Annotated in this window: 15 protein-coding genes and 1 tRNA gene; 6 read left to right on the top strand and 10 right to left on the bottom strand. The window is 66.2% G+C overall.

What is annotated here, in order from left to right; genetic code table 11:
• Positions 1–25: 25 nt before the first annotated feature.
• A complete protein-coding gene (gene putA / locus HDC29_RS12535) occupies positions 26–3,121 on the bottom strand; it encodes a bifunctional proline dehydrogenase/L-glutamate gamma-semialdehyde dehydrogenase PutA (protein ID WP_179498009.1) in 3,096 nt (1,031 codons plus the stop codon).
• A gap of 98 nt (positions 3,122–3,219) precedes the next feature.
• Here putA and HDC29_RS12530 point away from each other — a divergent pair, with 98 nt between their 5' ends.
• Together HDC29_RS12530 and HDC29_RS12525 are read left to right on the top strand one after the other, a co-directional pair.
• Complete coding sequence (locus HDC29_RS12530; protein ID WP_179498007.1) at positions 3,220–3,690, top strand: Lrp/AsnC family transcriptional regulator; 471 nt, start codon at positions 3,220–3,222, stop codon at positions 3,688–3,690.
• A 49-nt stretch (positions 3,691–3,739) separates the two neighbouring features.
• A tRNA-Gly gene (locus tag HDC29_RS12525) sits at positions 3,740–3,813 on the top strand.
• Positions 3,814–3,904: 91 nt separating this feature from the next.
• Here HDC29_RS12525 and HDC29_RS12520 read toward each other — a convergent pair.
• Positions 3,905–4,690, bottom strand: coding sequence for a transglutaminase family protein (locus HDC29_RS12520; RefSeq protein ID WP_179498005.1), 786 nt, complete (start codon positions 4,688–4,690; stop codon positions 3,905–3,907).
• Between the two features lie 60 nt (positions 4,691–4,750).
• Here HDC29_RS12520 and HDC29_RS12515 point away from each other — a divergent pair, with 60 nt between their 5' ends.
• The gene (locus HDC29_RS12515) at positions 4,751–5,989 is read left to right on the top strand and encodes an MFS transporter (protein ID WP_179498003.1); all 1,239 of its coding nucleotides are present in this window, start codon (positions 4,751–4,753) and stop codon (positions 5,987–5,989) included.
• Here HDC29_RS12515 and HDC29_RS12510 read toward each other — a convergent pair.
• A complete protein-coding gene (locus HDC29_RS12510; RefSeq protein WP_179498001.1) occupies positions 5,962–6,723 on the bottom strand; it encodes a molybdopterin-binding protein in 762 nt (253 codons plus the stop codon). The genes HDC29_RS12515 and HDC29_RS12510 overlap by 28 nt on opposite strands.
• A 102-nt stretch (positions 6,724–6,825) precedes the next feature.
• Between HDC29_RS12510 and HDC29_RS12505 the strand changes: the two genes are divergently transcribed.
• Positions 6,826–7,464, top strand: a complete 639-nt coding sequence (locus HDC29_RS12505) for a glutathione S-transferase family protein (RefSeq protein ID WP_179497999.1) — start codon at positions 6,826–6,828, stop codon at positions 7,462–7,464.
• A 111-nt stretch (positions 7,465–7,575) separates the two neighbouring features.
• Here the strand turns inward: HDC29_RS12505 and HDC29_RS12500 are convergent, their stop codons facing one another.
• The 7 genes from HDC29_RS12500 to HDC29_RS12475 form a co-directional block, all read right to left on the bottom strand.
• Entirely contained in the window at positions 7,576–7,761 is a 186-nt protein-coding gene (locus HDC29_RS12500) for a hypothetical protein (RefSeq protein ID WP_179497997.1), read from the bottom strand.
• A gap of 238 nt (positions 7,762–7,999) precedes the next feature.
• Positions 8,000–8,461 (bottom strand): YaiI/YqxD family protein, encoded by a 462-nt coding sequence (locus HDC29_RS12495; RefSeq protein ID WP_179497996.1) that lies wholly within the window; start codon positions 8,459–8,461, stop codon positions 8,000–8,002.
• An 11-nt stretch (positions 8,462–8,472) separates the two neighbouring features.
• Complete coding sequence (locus HDC29_RS12490; RefSeq protein ID WP_179497994.1) at positions 8,473–8,754, bottom strand: DUF427 domain-containing protein; 282 nt, start codon at positions 8,752–8,754, stop codon at positions 8,473–8,475.
• Positions 8,755–8,774: 20 nt separating this feature from the next.
• A complete protein-coding gene (locus tag HDC29_RS19280) occupies positions 8,775–8,906 on the bottom strand; it encodes a hypothetical protein (RefSeq protein ID WP_257018259.1) in 132 nt (43 codons plus the stop codon).
• 77 nt (positions 8,907–8,983) lie between these two features.
• Entirely contained in the window at positions 8,984–9,742 is a 759-nt protein-coding gene (locus HDC29_RS12485) for a sulfite exporter TauE/SafE family protein (RefSeq protein ID WP_179497992.1), read from the bottom strand.
• A gap of 10 nt (positions 9,743–9,752) precedes the next feature.
• Positions 9,753–10,457, bottom strand: coding sequence for a uracil-DNA glycosylase (gene ung, locus HDC29_RS12480; RefSeq protein ID WP_179497990.1), 705 nt, complete (start codon positions 10,455–10,457; stop codon positions 9,753–9,755).
• 183 nt (positions 10,458–10,640) lie between these two features.
• Positions 10,641–13,730 (bottom strand): TonB-dependent receptor domain-containing protein, encoded by a 3,090-nt coding sequence (locus tag HDC29_RS12475; RefSeq protein ID WP_179497988.1) that lies wholly within the window; start codon positions 13,728–13,730, stop codon positions 10,641–10,643.
• Positions 13,731–13,900: 170 nt separating this feature from the next.
• Between HDC29_RS12475 and HDC29_RS12470 the strand changes: the two genes are divergently transcribed.
• Together HDC29_RS12470 and HDC29_RS12465 are read left to right on the top strand one after the other, a co-directional pair.
• Positions 13,901–14,233 carry a phosphoribosyl-ATP diphosphatase gene (locus HDC29_RS12470; protein WP_179497986.1) on the top strand — a complete coding sequence of 111 codons (333 nt, stop codon included), beginning with the start codon at positions 13,901–13,903 and terminating at the stop codon, positions 14,231–14,233.
• A gap of 11 nt (positions 14,234–14,244) precedes the next feature.
• Positions 14,245–14,622 (top strand): histidine triad nucleotide-binding protein, encoded by a 378-nt coding sequence (locus tag HDC29_RS12465; RefSeq protein ID WP_179497984.1) that lies wholly within the window; start codon positions 14,245–14,247, stop codon positions 14,620–14,622.
• Positions 14,623–14,685: the final 63 nt, after the last annotated feature.

The raw sequence follows: 14,685 nt of genomic DNA, 5'->3' as shown, positions 1-14,685 counted from the left end.
TGAAGCGCGCCGACGCGCGCCGGCCTTATCCCGCCAACAGCGCCGCATTGCCGCCCGCCGCGGTGATGTCGGTCGAGATCGACTTTTCCTCGGCGAAGCGGTGGAGATAATGCGGACCGCCGGCCTTGGGCCCGGTACCCGACAGGCCGCGCCCGCCAAAAGGCTGCGAGCCGACGATCGCGCCGATCTGGTTGCGGTTGACATAGACATTGCCGACCGCCGCGCGCGCCGCGATATGCGCCGCCACGCCGTCGATGCGCGTGTGGACGCCGAGCGTCAGGCCATAGCCCGAGGCATTGATCGCATCGATCAGCGCGTCGAGTTCGCCGCCCTTCCACGTCGCGACGTGCAGCACGGGACCGAAAATCTCGCGCTTCAAGTCGGTGACATGGTCGAGGCGGATCGCCACCGGCGGCACGAAATGGCCTTCGACGGGCAGGTTCGTCCGCCCCGCTTCGGCGATCACGCGCCCCGCGGCGCGCGCTTCGGCGACATAGGCGGCGATATTCGCGCGCGCCTCCTCGTCGATGATCGGGCCGACGTCGGTCGCGAGGATCGACGGATCCCCGACATTGAGTTCGGCCATCGCGCCCGCGACCATTTCGATCATCGTGTCGGCGACATCTTCCTGCACGCAAAGCAGACGCAGCGCCGAACAGCGCTGACCCGCCGACTGGAACGCCGAAGCGACCGCGTCGCGCGCGACCTGTTCGGGAAGCGCGGTCGAATCGACGATCATCGCATTCGCCCCGCCGGTTTCGGCGATCAAGGTCGCGATCGGTCCGTCGCGCCCCGCGAGGCTGCGATTGATCATCCGCGCGACCTCGGTCGACCCGGTGAAGGCGACACCGATGATGTCGTCATGGCTCGTCAGCGCCGCGCCGACGGTTTCGCCGCGGCCGGGAAGGTAATGCAGCACATTGCCTGGAATGCCGGCCTCGAGCAGCAGCTCGACCGCGGCGTGGGCGATGAGCGGCGTCTGCTCGGCGGGCTTCGCGAGCACGCTGTTGCCCGCGGCGAGCGCCGCCGACACCTGCCCCAGGAAGATCGCGAGCGGGAAGTTCCACGGGCTGATGCACACGAACACGCCTTTGCCTTCGAGCATCAGTTCGTTGCGCTCGCCGGTCGGGCCGAGAAGTGCAACCGGATAGGTGAAGTCGGCGCGCGCCTGCGCGGCATAATAGCGCAGGAAATCGACCGCCTCGCGCACTTCGGCGATCGCATCGACGAGCGTCTTGCCCGCCTCGTCGATCGCGAGGCCGAGGAAGAGCGCGTCATGCTCTTCGAGCAGGTCGGCGGCGCGTTCGAGCCGTTCGGCGCGGAAAGCGCCGCCGGCGAGGCTCCAGTCGCCCTGCGCCTTGCGCGCGGCAGCTACGGCATCGGCGACTGTCGCGGTATCGGCCTCGATCACCTGTCCGACGACCGCCCCCGTCGCGGGATTGCGCACCGGCTCGGCCTTGCCCTTTCGCGAAACACCGCCGACGATGGGCGCCGCGACGAGGTCGCTGCGCCGCGCCGCCCCGATCGCCGAAACCAGCGCTTCGGGCACGCCCGGATCGCCAAGGTCATAGCCGCGCGAATTGCGCCGCGCCGGGTCGAACAGGCCAAGGCCCGTCGCAATGGTCGAAGACGCCGCGCTTGCGACGCTGCGCGGATCGACCGCAAGCTGCTCGGCGGTGACGCCGGGGTCGGAGAATTGGTGCACGAAGCTCGAGTTCGCGCCATTTTCGAGCAGGCGGCGGACGAGATAGGCGAGCAGGTCGCGGTGCGTCCCCACCGGCGCATAGACGCGCACCGGGCGCGGCGGCGGGAAAAGCGCGACCAAGGCGTCGTGGGCGCCCTCGCCCATGCCGTGCAGCCGCTGCAGCTCGTAATCGGCGCCGTCGAACAGCTCCGAGACGAAGGCGAGCGTCATCGCATTATGGCTCGCGAAGGCCGGATAGATGCAATCCTGGCAGTCGCGCAGCAACTGCGCGCAGCGCATGTAATTGAGGTCGGTGTGCAGCTTCGCCGTGAACACGGGGAAGTCGCCGAGCCCCAGCGTCTGCGCGCGCTTGATCTCGGTATCCCAATAGGCGCCCTTGACGAGGCGCATCGACAGCTTGACCCCGCGCGTCCGCGCCCGGTTCGCGAGCCACTCGATCACCGCCGGCGCGCGCTTCTGATACGCCTGGACCACGATGCCAAGCCCGGTCCAGCCGTCGGCGATGCCCGCATCGATCAGCGCCGCGAACACGTCCATATGCGGTTCGAGCCGGTCGCTTTCCTCGGCGTCGATCATCAGCGGGATGTTGACCGCGCGCGCGGCCTTCGCGAGTTCGATGACGTTCGGGATCAGCTCGTCGCGGACACGCGCCGCCTGCAGATATTCGTATCGCGGGTGGAGCGCCGAGAGCTTGATCGAAATGCCGTGATTGGCGTGCGGATCGCCCGGCTTCGCCGCCTTGCCGATCCGCGCGATGGCATTGGCATAGCTGTCGTAGTAGCGCGCCGCATCTTCGGCGGTGCGCGCCGCCTCGCCGAGCATGTCGAAGCTTGCGAGTTCGGACTTTTCCTTGTCGGCGCGCCGACAAGCGGCGTCGATCGTCTCGCCCATCACGAACTGCTGGCCGAGCAGCTTCATCGCCGCGAGCGCCGCCTGCCGGATCACCGGCTCGCCCGAGCGTCGGATCATCGACTTGAGCAGGCCCAGCGGGTTCGCCTTGCTGCCCATCGCGTCGAGCATCAAGGTCGCCGATCCGAGCGACAGGCCGCGCGCCGACAGCGCGACGATCAGCGGACTGTCGTCATCGTCGCCCTCGGCCCAGTGGCGTCCGGCGATCTTGTCGCGGATCAGCGCGTTGGCGGTCGCATTGTCGGGCACGCGCAGCAGCGCCTCCGCAAGGCACATCAGCACGACGCCCTCTTCGGTCGACAGGCGATAGCGGTTCATCAACTGCGCGACGAGTGTCTCGCGCTCGCCCTCGGCCTTCGCCTTGCGGATCAGTTCAAGTCCGCGCCGCGTCACGGCATCGACGCTCGCCGAAGAGGTCGCAAGAGCGGAGCGCAGCTCGGCGACGAGGTCGGCTTCGCTGCGGCGGGCGAGGGCGCGGATGGGCGCGCGATCGGGGCTGTGAGTCATGGCATTCCGTTACCATATCGCCGAAAGTCGATCCGACTTGTTTATTCGCATATCATATATCAATTGACCATGTTTTGGATCAATCCTAGTCGATTTGCATGAAAAGGTCTTCTTCGACAGTCGAAATGGATGAATTCGACCGCAAGATCCTCGCGATTCTGGGCCGCGACGGGCGGATCACCTTTACCGAGCTCGCCTTGCAGGTCGGCCTGTCGAAAACGCCCTGCCAGCAACGCGTGAAGCGCCTGGTCGACAGCGGGCTGATCGTCGGCTTCCGCGCGATCGTCGATCCGGCCAAGGTCGGGCTCGACCATGTCGCCTTCACCGAGGTCAAGCTGTCGGACACGCGCGAGGAGGCATTGAAGCAATTCAACAATGCGGTGCGGCGGATTCCCGAGGTCGAGGAGTGCCATATGATCGCGAGCAGCTTCGACTATCTGCTCAAGGTCCGCACCCCCGACATCCGGCGCTATCGCATCGTGCTCGGCGAGAAAATCTCGAGCCTGCCCCACGTCGCGAGCACGTCGACCTTCGTCGCGATGGAGACGATCCTCGAATCGGCGCGCTGACGCCAAGAGATTGACCGCCGCCCCGGCCTGTGCCAATCGCGCAGGCCACGCGGGTGTAGCTCAATGGCAGAGCAGAAGCTTCCCAAGCTTACGACGAGGGTTCGATTCCCTTCACCCGCTCCAGCTTTCGCGGCGATTGAGCTGAGCTGGATCGAGGCTAGCGAAAACTCGGCCAGACCCTTATGCGGGATGGCGGGGCTTTGCCACGCCGAGCTTATTTCCCTTCATAGGCCTCCACCCTCACCTCCTGCTCGACCAGCTGGATCTCGCGATAGGCGGTCAGGAAGGCGATGTCGGCGGCGTCGCGGCCGGCGCAGATGCGCGCGCATTGGGTGGGCCGGGTCATGCCCGTCGCGTCGGCCATATACCAGTCGCCGTCGAGATAGACTTCCGCGACCGCGTGGAAGTCCATGGGCTTGACGCCGAGCGCATAGACGCTCGCCATGCGCGCCGGGATATGCGCGGCGCGGGCGAGCGCGATCATCACATGCGCATAGTCGCGGCACACGCCGCGCCGCTCGACGAAACTGTCGAGCGCGCCGGTTTCAGCATCGCTCGAGCCCGAGACATAGGTAAAGCGGCTTTCGATCCAGTCGCGCATGCGCGCGACCTTCGCCCCGCCTTCCAGCTCTCCGAAGCGGCGGTCGACGAAGGCGTGGAATTTGTTCGACGGGCAATAGCGCGATTCGTTGAGATAGGGGACGGCCTCCGCAGGGAGCCGATGGAGCGGTACCTCGCCAAGCGACGAAAGGTCGACGTCGGGGCGGTCGATGGCGACGCGCGCACGATATTCGGCGCGCAGCCTGCCCTCGGCGCGCAGCCAGATCGGCTCGCAAATGCCGCCGACGGCGGGAACGCGCGAGATATATTCGGGTTTGCCGAGGTCGAGCGACGCGTCGAGGATGCGCTGGCCGCCGCCGTTCGCCGCCTCGATCTGCAGCATCAGATCGACCGGTTCGGGCAAGCGATAATTTAGGGAGGCGGTTATTTCGAGTTTCATCTATCGGCTACGCATGAGGGAGGCTTCGGTGGCGCTAGGATCGACAAGGACAAAGAGCAAGTGACGTCGTCGCGCACCATCCCGTTCATCGTCGCGACGATCTTCGTGGACGCGGTCGGTTTCGGCATCATCATGCCGGTGCTGCCGCAACTCGTGATGGAGGTCGGCGAGATCGACCTGCCCCACGCGATCGAGGTCGGGGCGTGGATCGGCCTGGTCATGGCGGTCGCGACCTTTCTTGCCTCGCCGGTGCTCGGCAATCTGTCGGACCATTTCGGGCGGCGGCGCGTGCTGCTGCTCGCGCTCGGCGGACTCGCGGTCGATTATGCGCTGCTGACGATCGTCGAAACCTTGCCATGGCTGTTCGTCGCGCGCGCATTGTCGGGGATTTTCGGCGGTAGCTATGCCGCGGCGCAGGCGGCGATCGCCGATATAACGGCGCCGGAAGAACGCGCGCGCAACTTCGGTTTCGTCGGCGCGGCCTTCGGGATCGGCTTCGTCGCGGGACCCGCGATCGGCGGCTTCCTCGGCGAGATCAGCCCGCGCGCGCCCTTCGTCGCCGCCGCGATCCTCGCCGCCGCGAACATGCTCTACGGCCTTTTCATCTTTCCCGAAACGTTGCCGCCCGAGCGACGACGCACCTTCGACTGGCGCCGCGCCAATCCGCTCGGCGCGTGGAAGACGATGCGCGCACTCCCCGGCATGGACGGCGTCGCCGTGGTGCTGGTGCTGTGGCAGATCGCGAGCCTCGTCTATCCGATGACGTGGAGCTTCTATTGCATCGCGCAGCTTGGCTGGACACCGGCGATGATCGGCGCAAGCCTTGCCGCGGTCGGGGTGATGATCGCGCTGGGGCAGATGTTCGTCGTCGGCCCCGCGGTCGCGCGCTTCGGCGAGCGCGACGCGGCGACGCTCGGCATCCTCGTCGCGGTCGCCGTCTATATCGGCTATGCCTTCACCACCTCGACGGTCGGCGCCTTCCTGCTGCTGATCCCCGTAGCGCTGCAGGCGCCGGTGCAGCCGTCGCTGATGGCGATGATGTCGCGCCGCGCAACCGCCGAAACGCAGGGCGAGGTGCAGGGGATTTCGGCGATGGCGATGGGGCTGGGGCAACTCGTCGCGCCGCTATTGCTGACGGGGACGATGGCCTATTTTACCGCCGACAAGGCACCCGTGCATTTCCCCGGCGCGGCGTTCGTTGTCGCCGCGATCTTCGGCTTGCTCGCGATCCTGATGCTCCGCCGCCTGCCGCGCCCGGCGCAGGTCGCCGATCAGATGCCGCCGTCGGTCACCGTATAGCCGAGCGCCTCCAGCCCTGCGGTCAGCATCGCGACGCACGCCGCGACCTCGGCGCCATCGACCGAACGGATGACGAAATTGGCCCCCACCTTGCCCTCGCGAAAGAAGGGATAGCTGCCGATCGCGACCCCTGGATGCTCCTTTTCGCCGAGGCGCAACAGGTCGGCGATCTCGCTTTCGGGCGCCCAGGCGCCGATCGTGTGCGCGGCGAGCGGCGCGCCGCCTTCGAGTTCGCCGGTCAGCGCGTCGAGCATGCCCGCGGTGATATGCGGAACGCCCGCCATCACGAACAGATTGCCGATGCGAATGCCGGGCGCGCCCGACATGCGGTTGGGGATCAGCTCGGCGCCCTCGGGGGTGCGCGCCATGCGCAGCCGCGCCTCGGTCAGCTCGCCGCCGCGCGCACTGTAATAGCGTTCGAGGATCGCGCGCGCATCGGGGTGAACGATCACGCCGACGCCGAGCGCCTTCGCCACCGCATCGACGGTGATGTCGTCGTGCGTCGGGCCGATGCCGCCGGTGGTAAAGACATAGTCGTAGCGCGCGCGGATCGCGTTGAGCGCCTCGACGATCTCCTCTTCGACGTCGGGAACGATGCGCACCTCGCGCAGCCTTATCCCCTGCACGTCGAGCCATGTCGCGATCTGCGACACATTCTTGTCCTGCGTGCGGCCCGAGAGAATCTCGTCGCCGATGACCAGCACGGCGGCGGTCCAGATGCGTTCGTCGCTCATCGCTTTGCCTTAACCCCGAACGATGACAAAACAAGCCCGGTGGAACGGTGATTTCGTTCCTGATATGTTCGCATCCGAATCGAAATGCATGGGAGACGCGCGATGGCCGACGAACTGATTTTCTATACCAACCCGATGTCGCGCGGACAGATCGCGCGCTGGATGCTCGAAGAGGTCGGCGTCGCCTACGAACCGCGCATCCTCGATTATGGCACGACGATGAAGGATGCCGCCTATCTCGAGGTGAACCCGATGGGCAAGGTTCCGGCGATCGTACACAATGGCAAGGCCGTCACCGAATGCGCCGCGATCTGCGCCTATCTCGCCGACGCCTTTCCGGAAGCGGGCCTCGCGCCCGACCCCGCAGACCGCGCCGATTATTATCGCTGGCTCTTCTTCACCGCGGGCCCCGTCGAGCAGGCAATCACCGCCAAGCATTTCGGGATCGAACCCGATACCGACCAACAGCGCATGGCGGGCTTCGGATCACTGGCCGCCGCGCTCGACGCGCTCGAAAGCGCGGTCGCGGGCAAGGCGTTCGTCGCGGGCGATCGTTTCAGCGCCGCCGACGTCTATGTCGGCAGCCAGATCGATTGGGGGCTGCAGTTCGGCACCATCGCGCCGCGCCCGGCGTTCGAGGCTTATGCCGCCGGCCTTCGCGAACGCGCCGCCTACAAGCGCGCGAAGGACATCGACAACGGCCTGATCGCCGAAATGCAGGCGGCGGGCGCCGCGAGATAGGCGAGGAACTCGAAAACGACACAGCCCTCCCGCCTGGGTCGCAGGGGCGGGAGGACTGTGGTTCCGGACCGGCGTGGTGGGCCGGCCCGGAGACGAAATCGGGATGCGGGCCTAGCGCGCCGCGGCTTCGCGAACCTTCTGCACCGCGGGGAGCAGCAGACCGACGAGGATCTGGATCGGGTTCGAGGTCACCGTCATGCCACCTTGCGCGGGCTGCGCCGACTGCGCCATCGCCGGGGTCGCCGACAGGAGGACTGTGAGGGCAAGCGCGGGCGCGAGAATCATCTTCCTGGTCATCGTCATTTCCTTTCCGGATGGGTTCAAGTCGTCGAATTGGGCTCGGGTCGTTCCCGATGACCTGACTTATGCCGCGCGGCGCCGTGCCCGGCGGTGATCGCCGTCACTCGGCCGAATAAATTTCTCAAGTGACTGAAAGAAAACTGAAAAATATTTTAGCGCGTTTTTTCGGGTGAAATCGTCATCCCGGCGAAGGCCGGGATGACGGGATGAGGCGTTCGGCCTAACCGATCAGCCCCTAACCGCGCTTGAGCCGAACGAGTGCGGTGTCGAGCGCCTGGAGGAATTGCGAGCGATCGGCCTTCGAGAAGGGCGGCGGCCCGCCCACCCGGCCGTCCATGCCCGCGCGCAGGTCGGCCATGATCGCGCGCGTCGCGATCGCGGGGCCGATCGATGCCGTCGTAAAGGGTTTGCCGTTGGGCGCGAGCACGCTCGCCCCGGCTTTGAGCGCGCGGTCGGCGAGCAAGATGTCGGCGGTGATCACGACGCTCTTCGCATCCGCCGCCTCGGCAATCCAGTCGTCGGCGGCATCGAAGCCGTCCGAGACGACCACCCGCTCGACCAGCGGGTGCTCGGGCACGCGCAGCCGGCTGTTGCTCACGACCTTCACCTGCGCCTCGTGCCGCCACGCGACACGATAGATTTCGTCCTTCACCGGACAGGCGTCGGCATCGACGAGAATCTGGATGGCGGCAGACATGCAGGAAAGGCTCAGCCGACCTCGACGCCTTTCCAGAAGGCGATGCGGTCCGCAATCGCGGCAGCGGCCTCCTTGGGGTCGGGATAATACCAGGCGGCGTCCGCGTTCACCCGTCCGTCGATGGTGACATGATGATAATGCGCGATGCCTTTCCACGGACACAGGCTCGTCGTCGCGCTATCGGACAAGGCTACGGCATCGACCGCCGCGCGCGGGAAATAATGATTGCCCTCGACCACGACCGTGTCGTCGCTGTCGGCGATCACCGCGCCGTTCCACCGTGCCTGAACCATGACCGCCTCCTTGCGCGCGATTATTTCTTCATATTGTCGAGCCCCGCGACGACCCCCACCTTGGTCGAAGGATTGCTCGCATTGGGCTTTTTCGGCTTTTCGGCCTTGGGCTTGCGGGTTTCGCGGTTCGATTTTTTCTGGCCCTTGGCCATGGTCAATACCTTGAAAAAGGCGGGCGCCTGTGCCCGCCGGCGACGAGCCTACGCGCTTTCGCGGCGCCCGTCGCCCCTTATCCGGCCAGCCCGTCCCACAGCAGCTTGGCGCCGAGCAGCACCATCAGCATATAGATGAGCACATAAAAGCGTTCGGGGTTCATCCGCTTCATCCAGCGCACGGTCAAAAGGGTCGATACGATCGCGAGCGGCATCAGCAGCAGCGCGGCGACGACCACCTCGTGCGGAAAGGCGCCGAGCGCGAGATAGGCGGGCACCTTCATCCAGTTGATCAGCGCGAAGAGGATCGAACTCGTCCCGATGAAGGCGAGGTGCGGCAGGCGGCGCGGCGTGACCCACATCTGGAACGGCGGCCCGCCGGCGTGCGCGATCTGGCTCGTCAGCCCGGTCGCGAAACCGAACAGGCTGCCGACCCAGCCCGGCGACTGTGACGCGGCGACGATCCGCCCGCCGCGCTCGACCCACAGGCGATATAGGCCGAAGGCGAGCGTGATCGCGCCCAAGGCCGCCATCAGCTGCGCTTCGTTCACCCGTTCGGCATAATACCAGCCCGCGAGGATGCCGAGCGCGGCGCCGGGGAGCATCCAGCCAATGATCCAGCCGTCCCATGTCTTGCGGAACGACCAGACGCTGATCACGTCCTGCACGATCAGCACGGGCAGCAACAGCGCCGCCGCGGTCGCGGGCGGCAACACCAATGCAGCCAACGGCGTCGCCAGCGCGCCGACCCCCGCGAGCCCGCCCTTCGCCATGCCGAGCAGCACCACCGCGACGATCAGAATCGCCAGCGTCGCCGGATCGGCCAGGATGCTCATGCCGCGCGGTTCATGCTTCAGGATTGTCCGGCAGGCGCCAGTCGATCGCGCCGCGCCCGTGGCCTTCGAGAAACGCGTTCGCCTGACTGAACGGCCGCGACCCGAAAAAGCCGTTATGCGCCGACAGCGGCGAGGGATGCGGCGCGCGCAGGATCAGGTGCGGGCTTCCCGAGCCCAGACCCGGCACGTTCGCCGCCTTTTTCTGTGCGTGGCTGCCCCACAGGATGAAGACCTTGGGCGCCGGATCGGCCGCGACTGCGGCGACCGCGGCGTCGGTGAACTTCTCCCACCCCTTGCCCTGATGCGACGCCGCCATCCCCGCCTCGACCGTCAGGCAATTGTTGAGCAACAGCACGCCCTGTTCGGCCCAATGTTTGAGATAACCGTGCGAAGCGGGCGCGATACCGAGGTCACTCCGCATTTCCTTATAGATGTTGACGAGGCTCGGCGGCGTGCGCACGCCGGGCTGGACCGAAAAGCAGAGCCCGTGCGCCTGCCCCGGCCCGTGATAGGGATCCTGCCCCAATATCACGACCCGCACATCCTGCGGCGGCGTCGCGTCGAGCGCCGCGAACCAGTCGCGCGGGCGCGGAAAGATCGCCTTCCCCTTCGCGCGCTCGTCGGCGAGGAATTGCCTCAGCGTCGCCATATAGGGCTGCTCGAACTCGCCGCCGATGCGGGTGAGCCAGTCGGGATGCAGTTTGACCTCGGCCATGCCGCGCGCTTCACCAGAGCGGCGCGGGCTTGTCCAGCCCCTGTTCCCCGTCCCCCTCGATGGCGCGATTATCCACGTCGCAAATTTGGACGTCCGCTAGCGAGCGGTTGCGACCGTAAAGCCTCTCTCCTTGGGAGAGAGCTTATGTCCGCTTCCTACCCCAAAAGCCGACCTGCCCGAACTCTAGATCTTCCCGCGCACGCCCAGGAAGAAGCGCCGCCCGAGGTAGTCGTACTGCGTCCCGAACGCCGGCGCCTGGCCGATCACCGGCGGCGTCGCGGTCACCACCGTCGACACGCGCGGCGGCGGCGTGTCGAACAGGTTGGCGACCCCGAGCGTGATACGGAAGCGGTCGTCGACGTCGCGGCTCAGCGACAGCGAATGATAGAAGGTCGCGGGCACGCTCACATCGGGGCAAAAACGCCCGCCCGGACGAAAGCTCGACGTGCGGCACGCATCGCCGCCCTGCGCGCGGAGCAGCTCCTTCATGTTCGATGCCGCGCCGATGACGTCGAGCCCATAGAAAAGCGTCCACGCGTCTTTCGTCCAGCCGAGGTTGAAATCGCCGACCCATTTCGGATTGCCGATCGTGCCATTGTCATCGATCTCGGTGCCGGGAAACAGCTTGACCTTGTCCTCGACCTGCCACGTCATCTGCGCGCGAAAGGCAAGCGATCCCAGATTGCCGAGGTCCTGATCGATCGCGAGCGACAGGTCGACGCCGCGGTTGCGCTGGCGGCTGATGTTGACATAGCGGTCGGTGACGCTCGCGACGCTCTGCGCGTCGGGGCCGGCTGCGGTGCGCGTGAACAGGCCGCAGAAGGCTTCGCTCGTGAAATCGTCCGAATCATAGCAGCCGGCGAGGATGTTGGACGCGCCGAGCAGCGTAATCTCTTGCCTGACCTTGAGGTCGAAATAATCGACGGCGAGGCGCGCCTTGAGCCCGCCCCACAACGCACCCGACAGATCGGGGGTCAGGATGACCGACACCGTCTTCGCGGTCGAGGTTTCGGGCTCGAGCCGGCCAAGCCCGCCGCCCGACACGATCGTCGCCGGGGCGATCCCGCCGGCATAGTCCGGCGCGATGCCGTCGGCGGCGCAATTGTCGAAGACGCGCTGGCTGATCGCGCCCGCCGCGAGCCGCGCTGCGGTCTGGATGCACGGATCGATGTCCTGCTGGCCGAGGAAACCCGTCTGGTCCTGCAGGAACAATTCGAACAGCGCGGGGGCACGGAAAGAGGTGCCCCAGGTGCCGCGGAAACGCAGCCAGTCGGTGACCGCCCAGTCGGCGCCGACCTTCCACGTCGTGTCGCTGAAACCGTCCTGCGCGCCGGTACGCGATGTCGCCTCGACATGCGTATAGCGCGCCGCGCCCGACAGCGTCAGCCGCTCGATCATAGGCACGCCTTCGAGCAACGGCACTTCGACCTCGCCGAAGACTTCCTTCGACACGGTATGCCCCGCGGTGATACCCGAGGTCGTGAAATTGGCGACATTGCCGGCGAGCGTCGCTTCGCCCGGCGTGTCGTCGATCTCGTCACGGCGGATATTCGCGCCGAACGCGACGCCAACGGATCCCGCGGGCAGGGTGAACAGCTTGCCGGTGAGCAGCGCTTCGGCCGAAGTCTGCTTGAACAAGGTGCGGCCCGTCTCGCGGCCCATCAGGAAGGCACGTTCGGCAGGCGTGAAATCGCCGCGCAGCACGCGCGGATCGGTGAAGTCGATGTCGATGCACTCCGCGCCGCGAATCGCCGTGGTCGTCCCCGCGCACGATCGCGTGCGCAAGGTCTGCGAAGCGATCGCGTCCTGATAGATGACATCCTGCGTATAGCTCGCGTCCGACCGGCTGTGCTGGCCGTGGACATCCCATTTCCACCCCGCCCCGAAATCGCCGCGCAGCCCGAGAACGCCGCGATAATAATCGACATCGGCTTGGCTTTCAGACTTCACAAGCACGCGCGGGCGCAGGATGAGGTTGCCGCCGAATTCGGCGTTGAGCGGATCGCCGAGGTCGCCCGGGTCGCAGTTGAACTGCGTCGGATCGCACAGGAAAAAGGGCAGCATTGACGCGCCGGTGAACTGCTGAAGTTCGATCCGCTGGACGCCGTTGTTATGCGACTTGCGGTTGCTGAACAGGAATTCGCCATAGGCGGTGATGCTGTCGGTGACGTCGTAGGCGCCCTCGGCGAACGCGCTGACGCGGCGCACGCCGGAGAATACGTCCGAATCCTGCTCGGCGGGTTCGAACTGGTTGAGCGCGCCGGTCGACGGGCCGTCGAAATTGACCCCGAAGAAATCGGCGGGACCGAACACCCCGATCGGATTATAGGCGTTGATAGGGATGCCGACCCCCGCATATTCATTGCCATATTGGCCCGCGAAAATCGCCTGCCCGTTCGGCGCGATCAGCCCGGGGCCGAAGGTCGGAAAACCGTTTTCATCGACCCCCGAAAAATCGCTGAAGACGATCATATTGGCCTGCGTGCTGCTGCACGCCGGATGCCCGGTGCGGAAATCGACGATATCGGCGCGGCTGCCATCGGCCTCGCGCTTCAGATATTCTTCCGAACAAAAGAGGAAACCGCGGTCGTGGCGCGTCAGATTCTGCTGGCGGAAGACATCGACCGTCGCAAAGATATGCCCCCGGTCGAACTTTTTGCCGAAGCTGGCGTCCGCGCCATAGCTCTCGCCGCCGCCATGCTCGGTGATCGATGAGAAACCGCCCGCCTCGAAACCGTCGAGGTCGTCGCGGGTCAGGATATTGACCACCCCCGCCACGGCGTCCGAGCCATAGATCGACGAGGCGCCGGTCTTGAGCACCTGGACCTCTCGCACCACTGACAGCGGCAGCACATTGAGGTCGAAGGGCGCGACCGCGCCGCGGATGCCCGCGGGCCCCGCACGGCGGCCGTTGATCAGTACCAGCGTGCGCTCGGCGCCGAGCCCGCGCAGCGACACTGTCTGCACATCGTTGCCGCCATTGGCGACGAACCGGTTCGAGATCGCCGAATTGATCTGGATCGACCCTTGCGCCGCCGGGGTGGATCGCAGCACGTCGACGAGCTGGACCTGCCCCTGCAGTTTCGCCGTTTCGGGGTCGATGATCTGGATCGGGTCGGCGCTGGTGAATTCGCTCTTCGCGATGCGCGATCCGGTGACGATAATCTCGTCGCCCTCGGTCTGCGCCGCCGCGGGCGATGCCGCGAGCGCAATCGGCGAGGCCGTTGCGGCCAGAAACACCTGGGCCAAAAACACCTGGGAGCGGGTGCCCATTTCCATCATCCTTGTCCGAATAGAAGTTGATCTCGCCCCCCGGCGCGACGGAAACTAAGCCAAAAGGCGTTTCGATATGGTTTACGCCGCGGTAAGTTTTCGCGGGGCCCCCTTCGTCGCTTGTCGGGGGCGGCGCCCGCCGCTACGCACGCGTCCGAAAGGATCGCGCGATGACCAAGGCAATGGGCGAAACGCTGGAACGGCTGCAGGCGGTTATCGACGACCGGCTCGCGGCGGGCGACGCCGGCGCATCCTATGTCGCGAACCTCGCCGCGAAGGGAAGGGGCAAGATCGCGCAAAAGCTTGGCGAGGAAGCCGTCGAAACGGTGATCGCCGCGGTCAGCGAAGACGATACCGCGCTGGTCGGCGAGGCGAGCGACCTTATCTTCCACCTCGCGATCCTGCTCGCCGCGCGCGGCCTCGGCTGGGACATGATCGCCGCCGAGCTCGACCGCCGCCACGGCACCTCGGGCCACGCCGAAAAGGCCAGCCGTCCCCAATAGGAGCTTTCCCCATGCCGATCGACGCGACGCTTCCTTATGACGACAGCAACATCTTCGCCCGCATCCTGCGCGGCGAGCTGCCCGCGAAGACCATTTATGAGGACGAGTATGCGCTCGCCTTCCACGACATCAACCCGCAGGCGCCCTTGCACATCCTCGTGATCCCCAAAGGGCCCTATGTCAGCTGGGACGACTTCTCCGAACGCGGGAGCGACGCCGAAATCGCGGGCTTTATCCGCGCGGTGGGCAAGGTCGCGCGCGAGCAGGGCCTCGTCGCGCCGGGCTACCGCCTGCTCGCGAACGTCGGTCTCGACAGCCATCAGGAAGTCCCCCACCTCCACGTCCATATTTTTGCCGGACGTCCGCTCGGGCCGATGCTCGCGCGCTGAATTTCGCCGCTGTCGGTGACAGCGGTCACAGCCCATTTCCGAAGTGCGTCTAACCGTGCCCGA

Source organism: Sphingopyxis sp. JAI108, assembly GCF_013410105.1.
In the GTDB taxonomy this organism is placed as follows: domain Bacteria; phylum Pseudomonadota; class Alphaproteobacteria; order Sphingomonadales; family Sphingomonadaceae; genus Sphingopyxis; species Sphingopyxis chilensis.
This window is presented reverse-complemented; position numbering and strand designations above follow the sequence as displayed.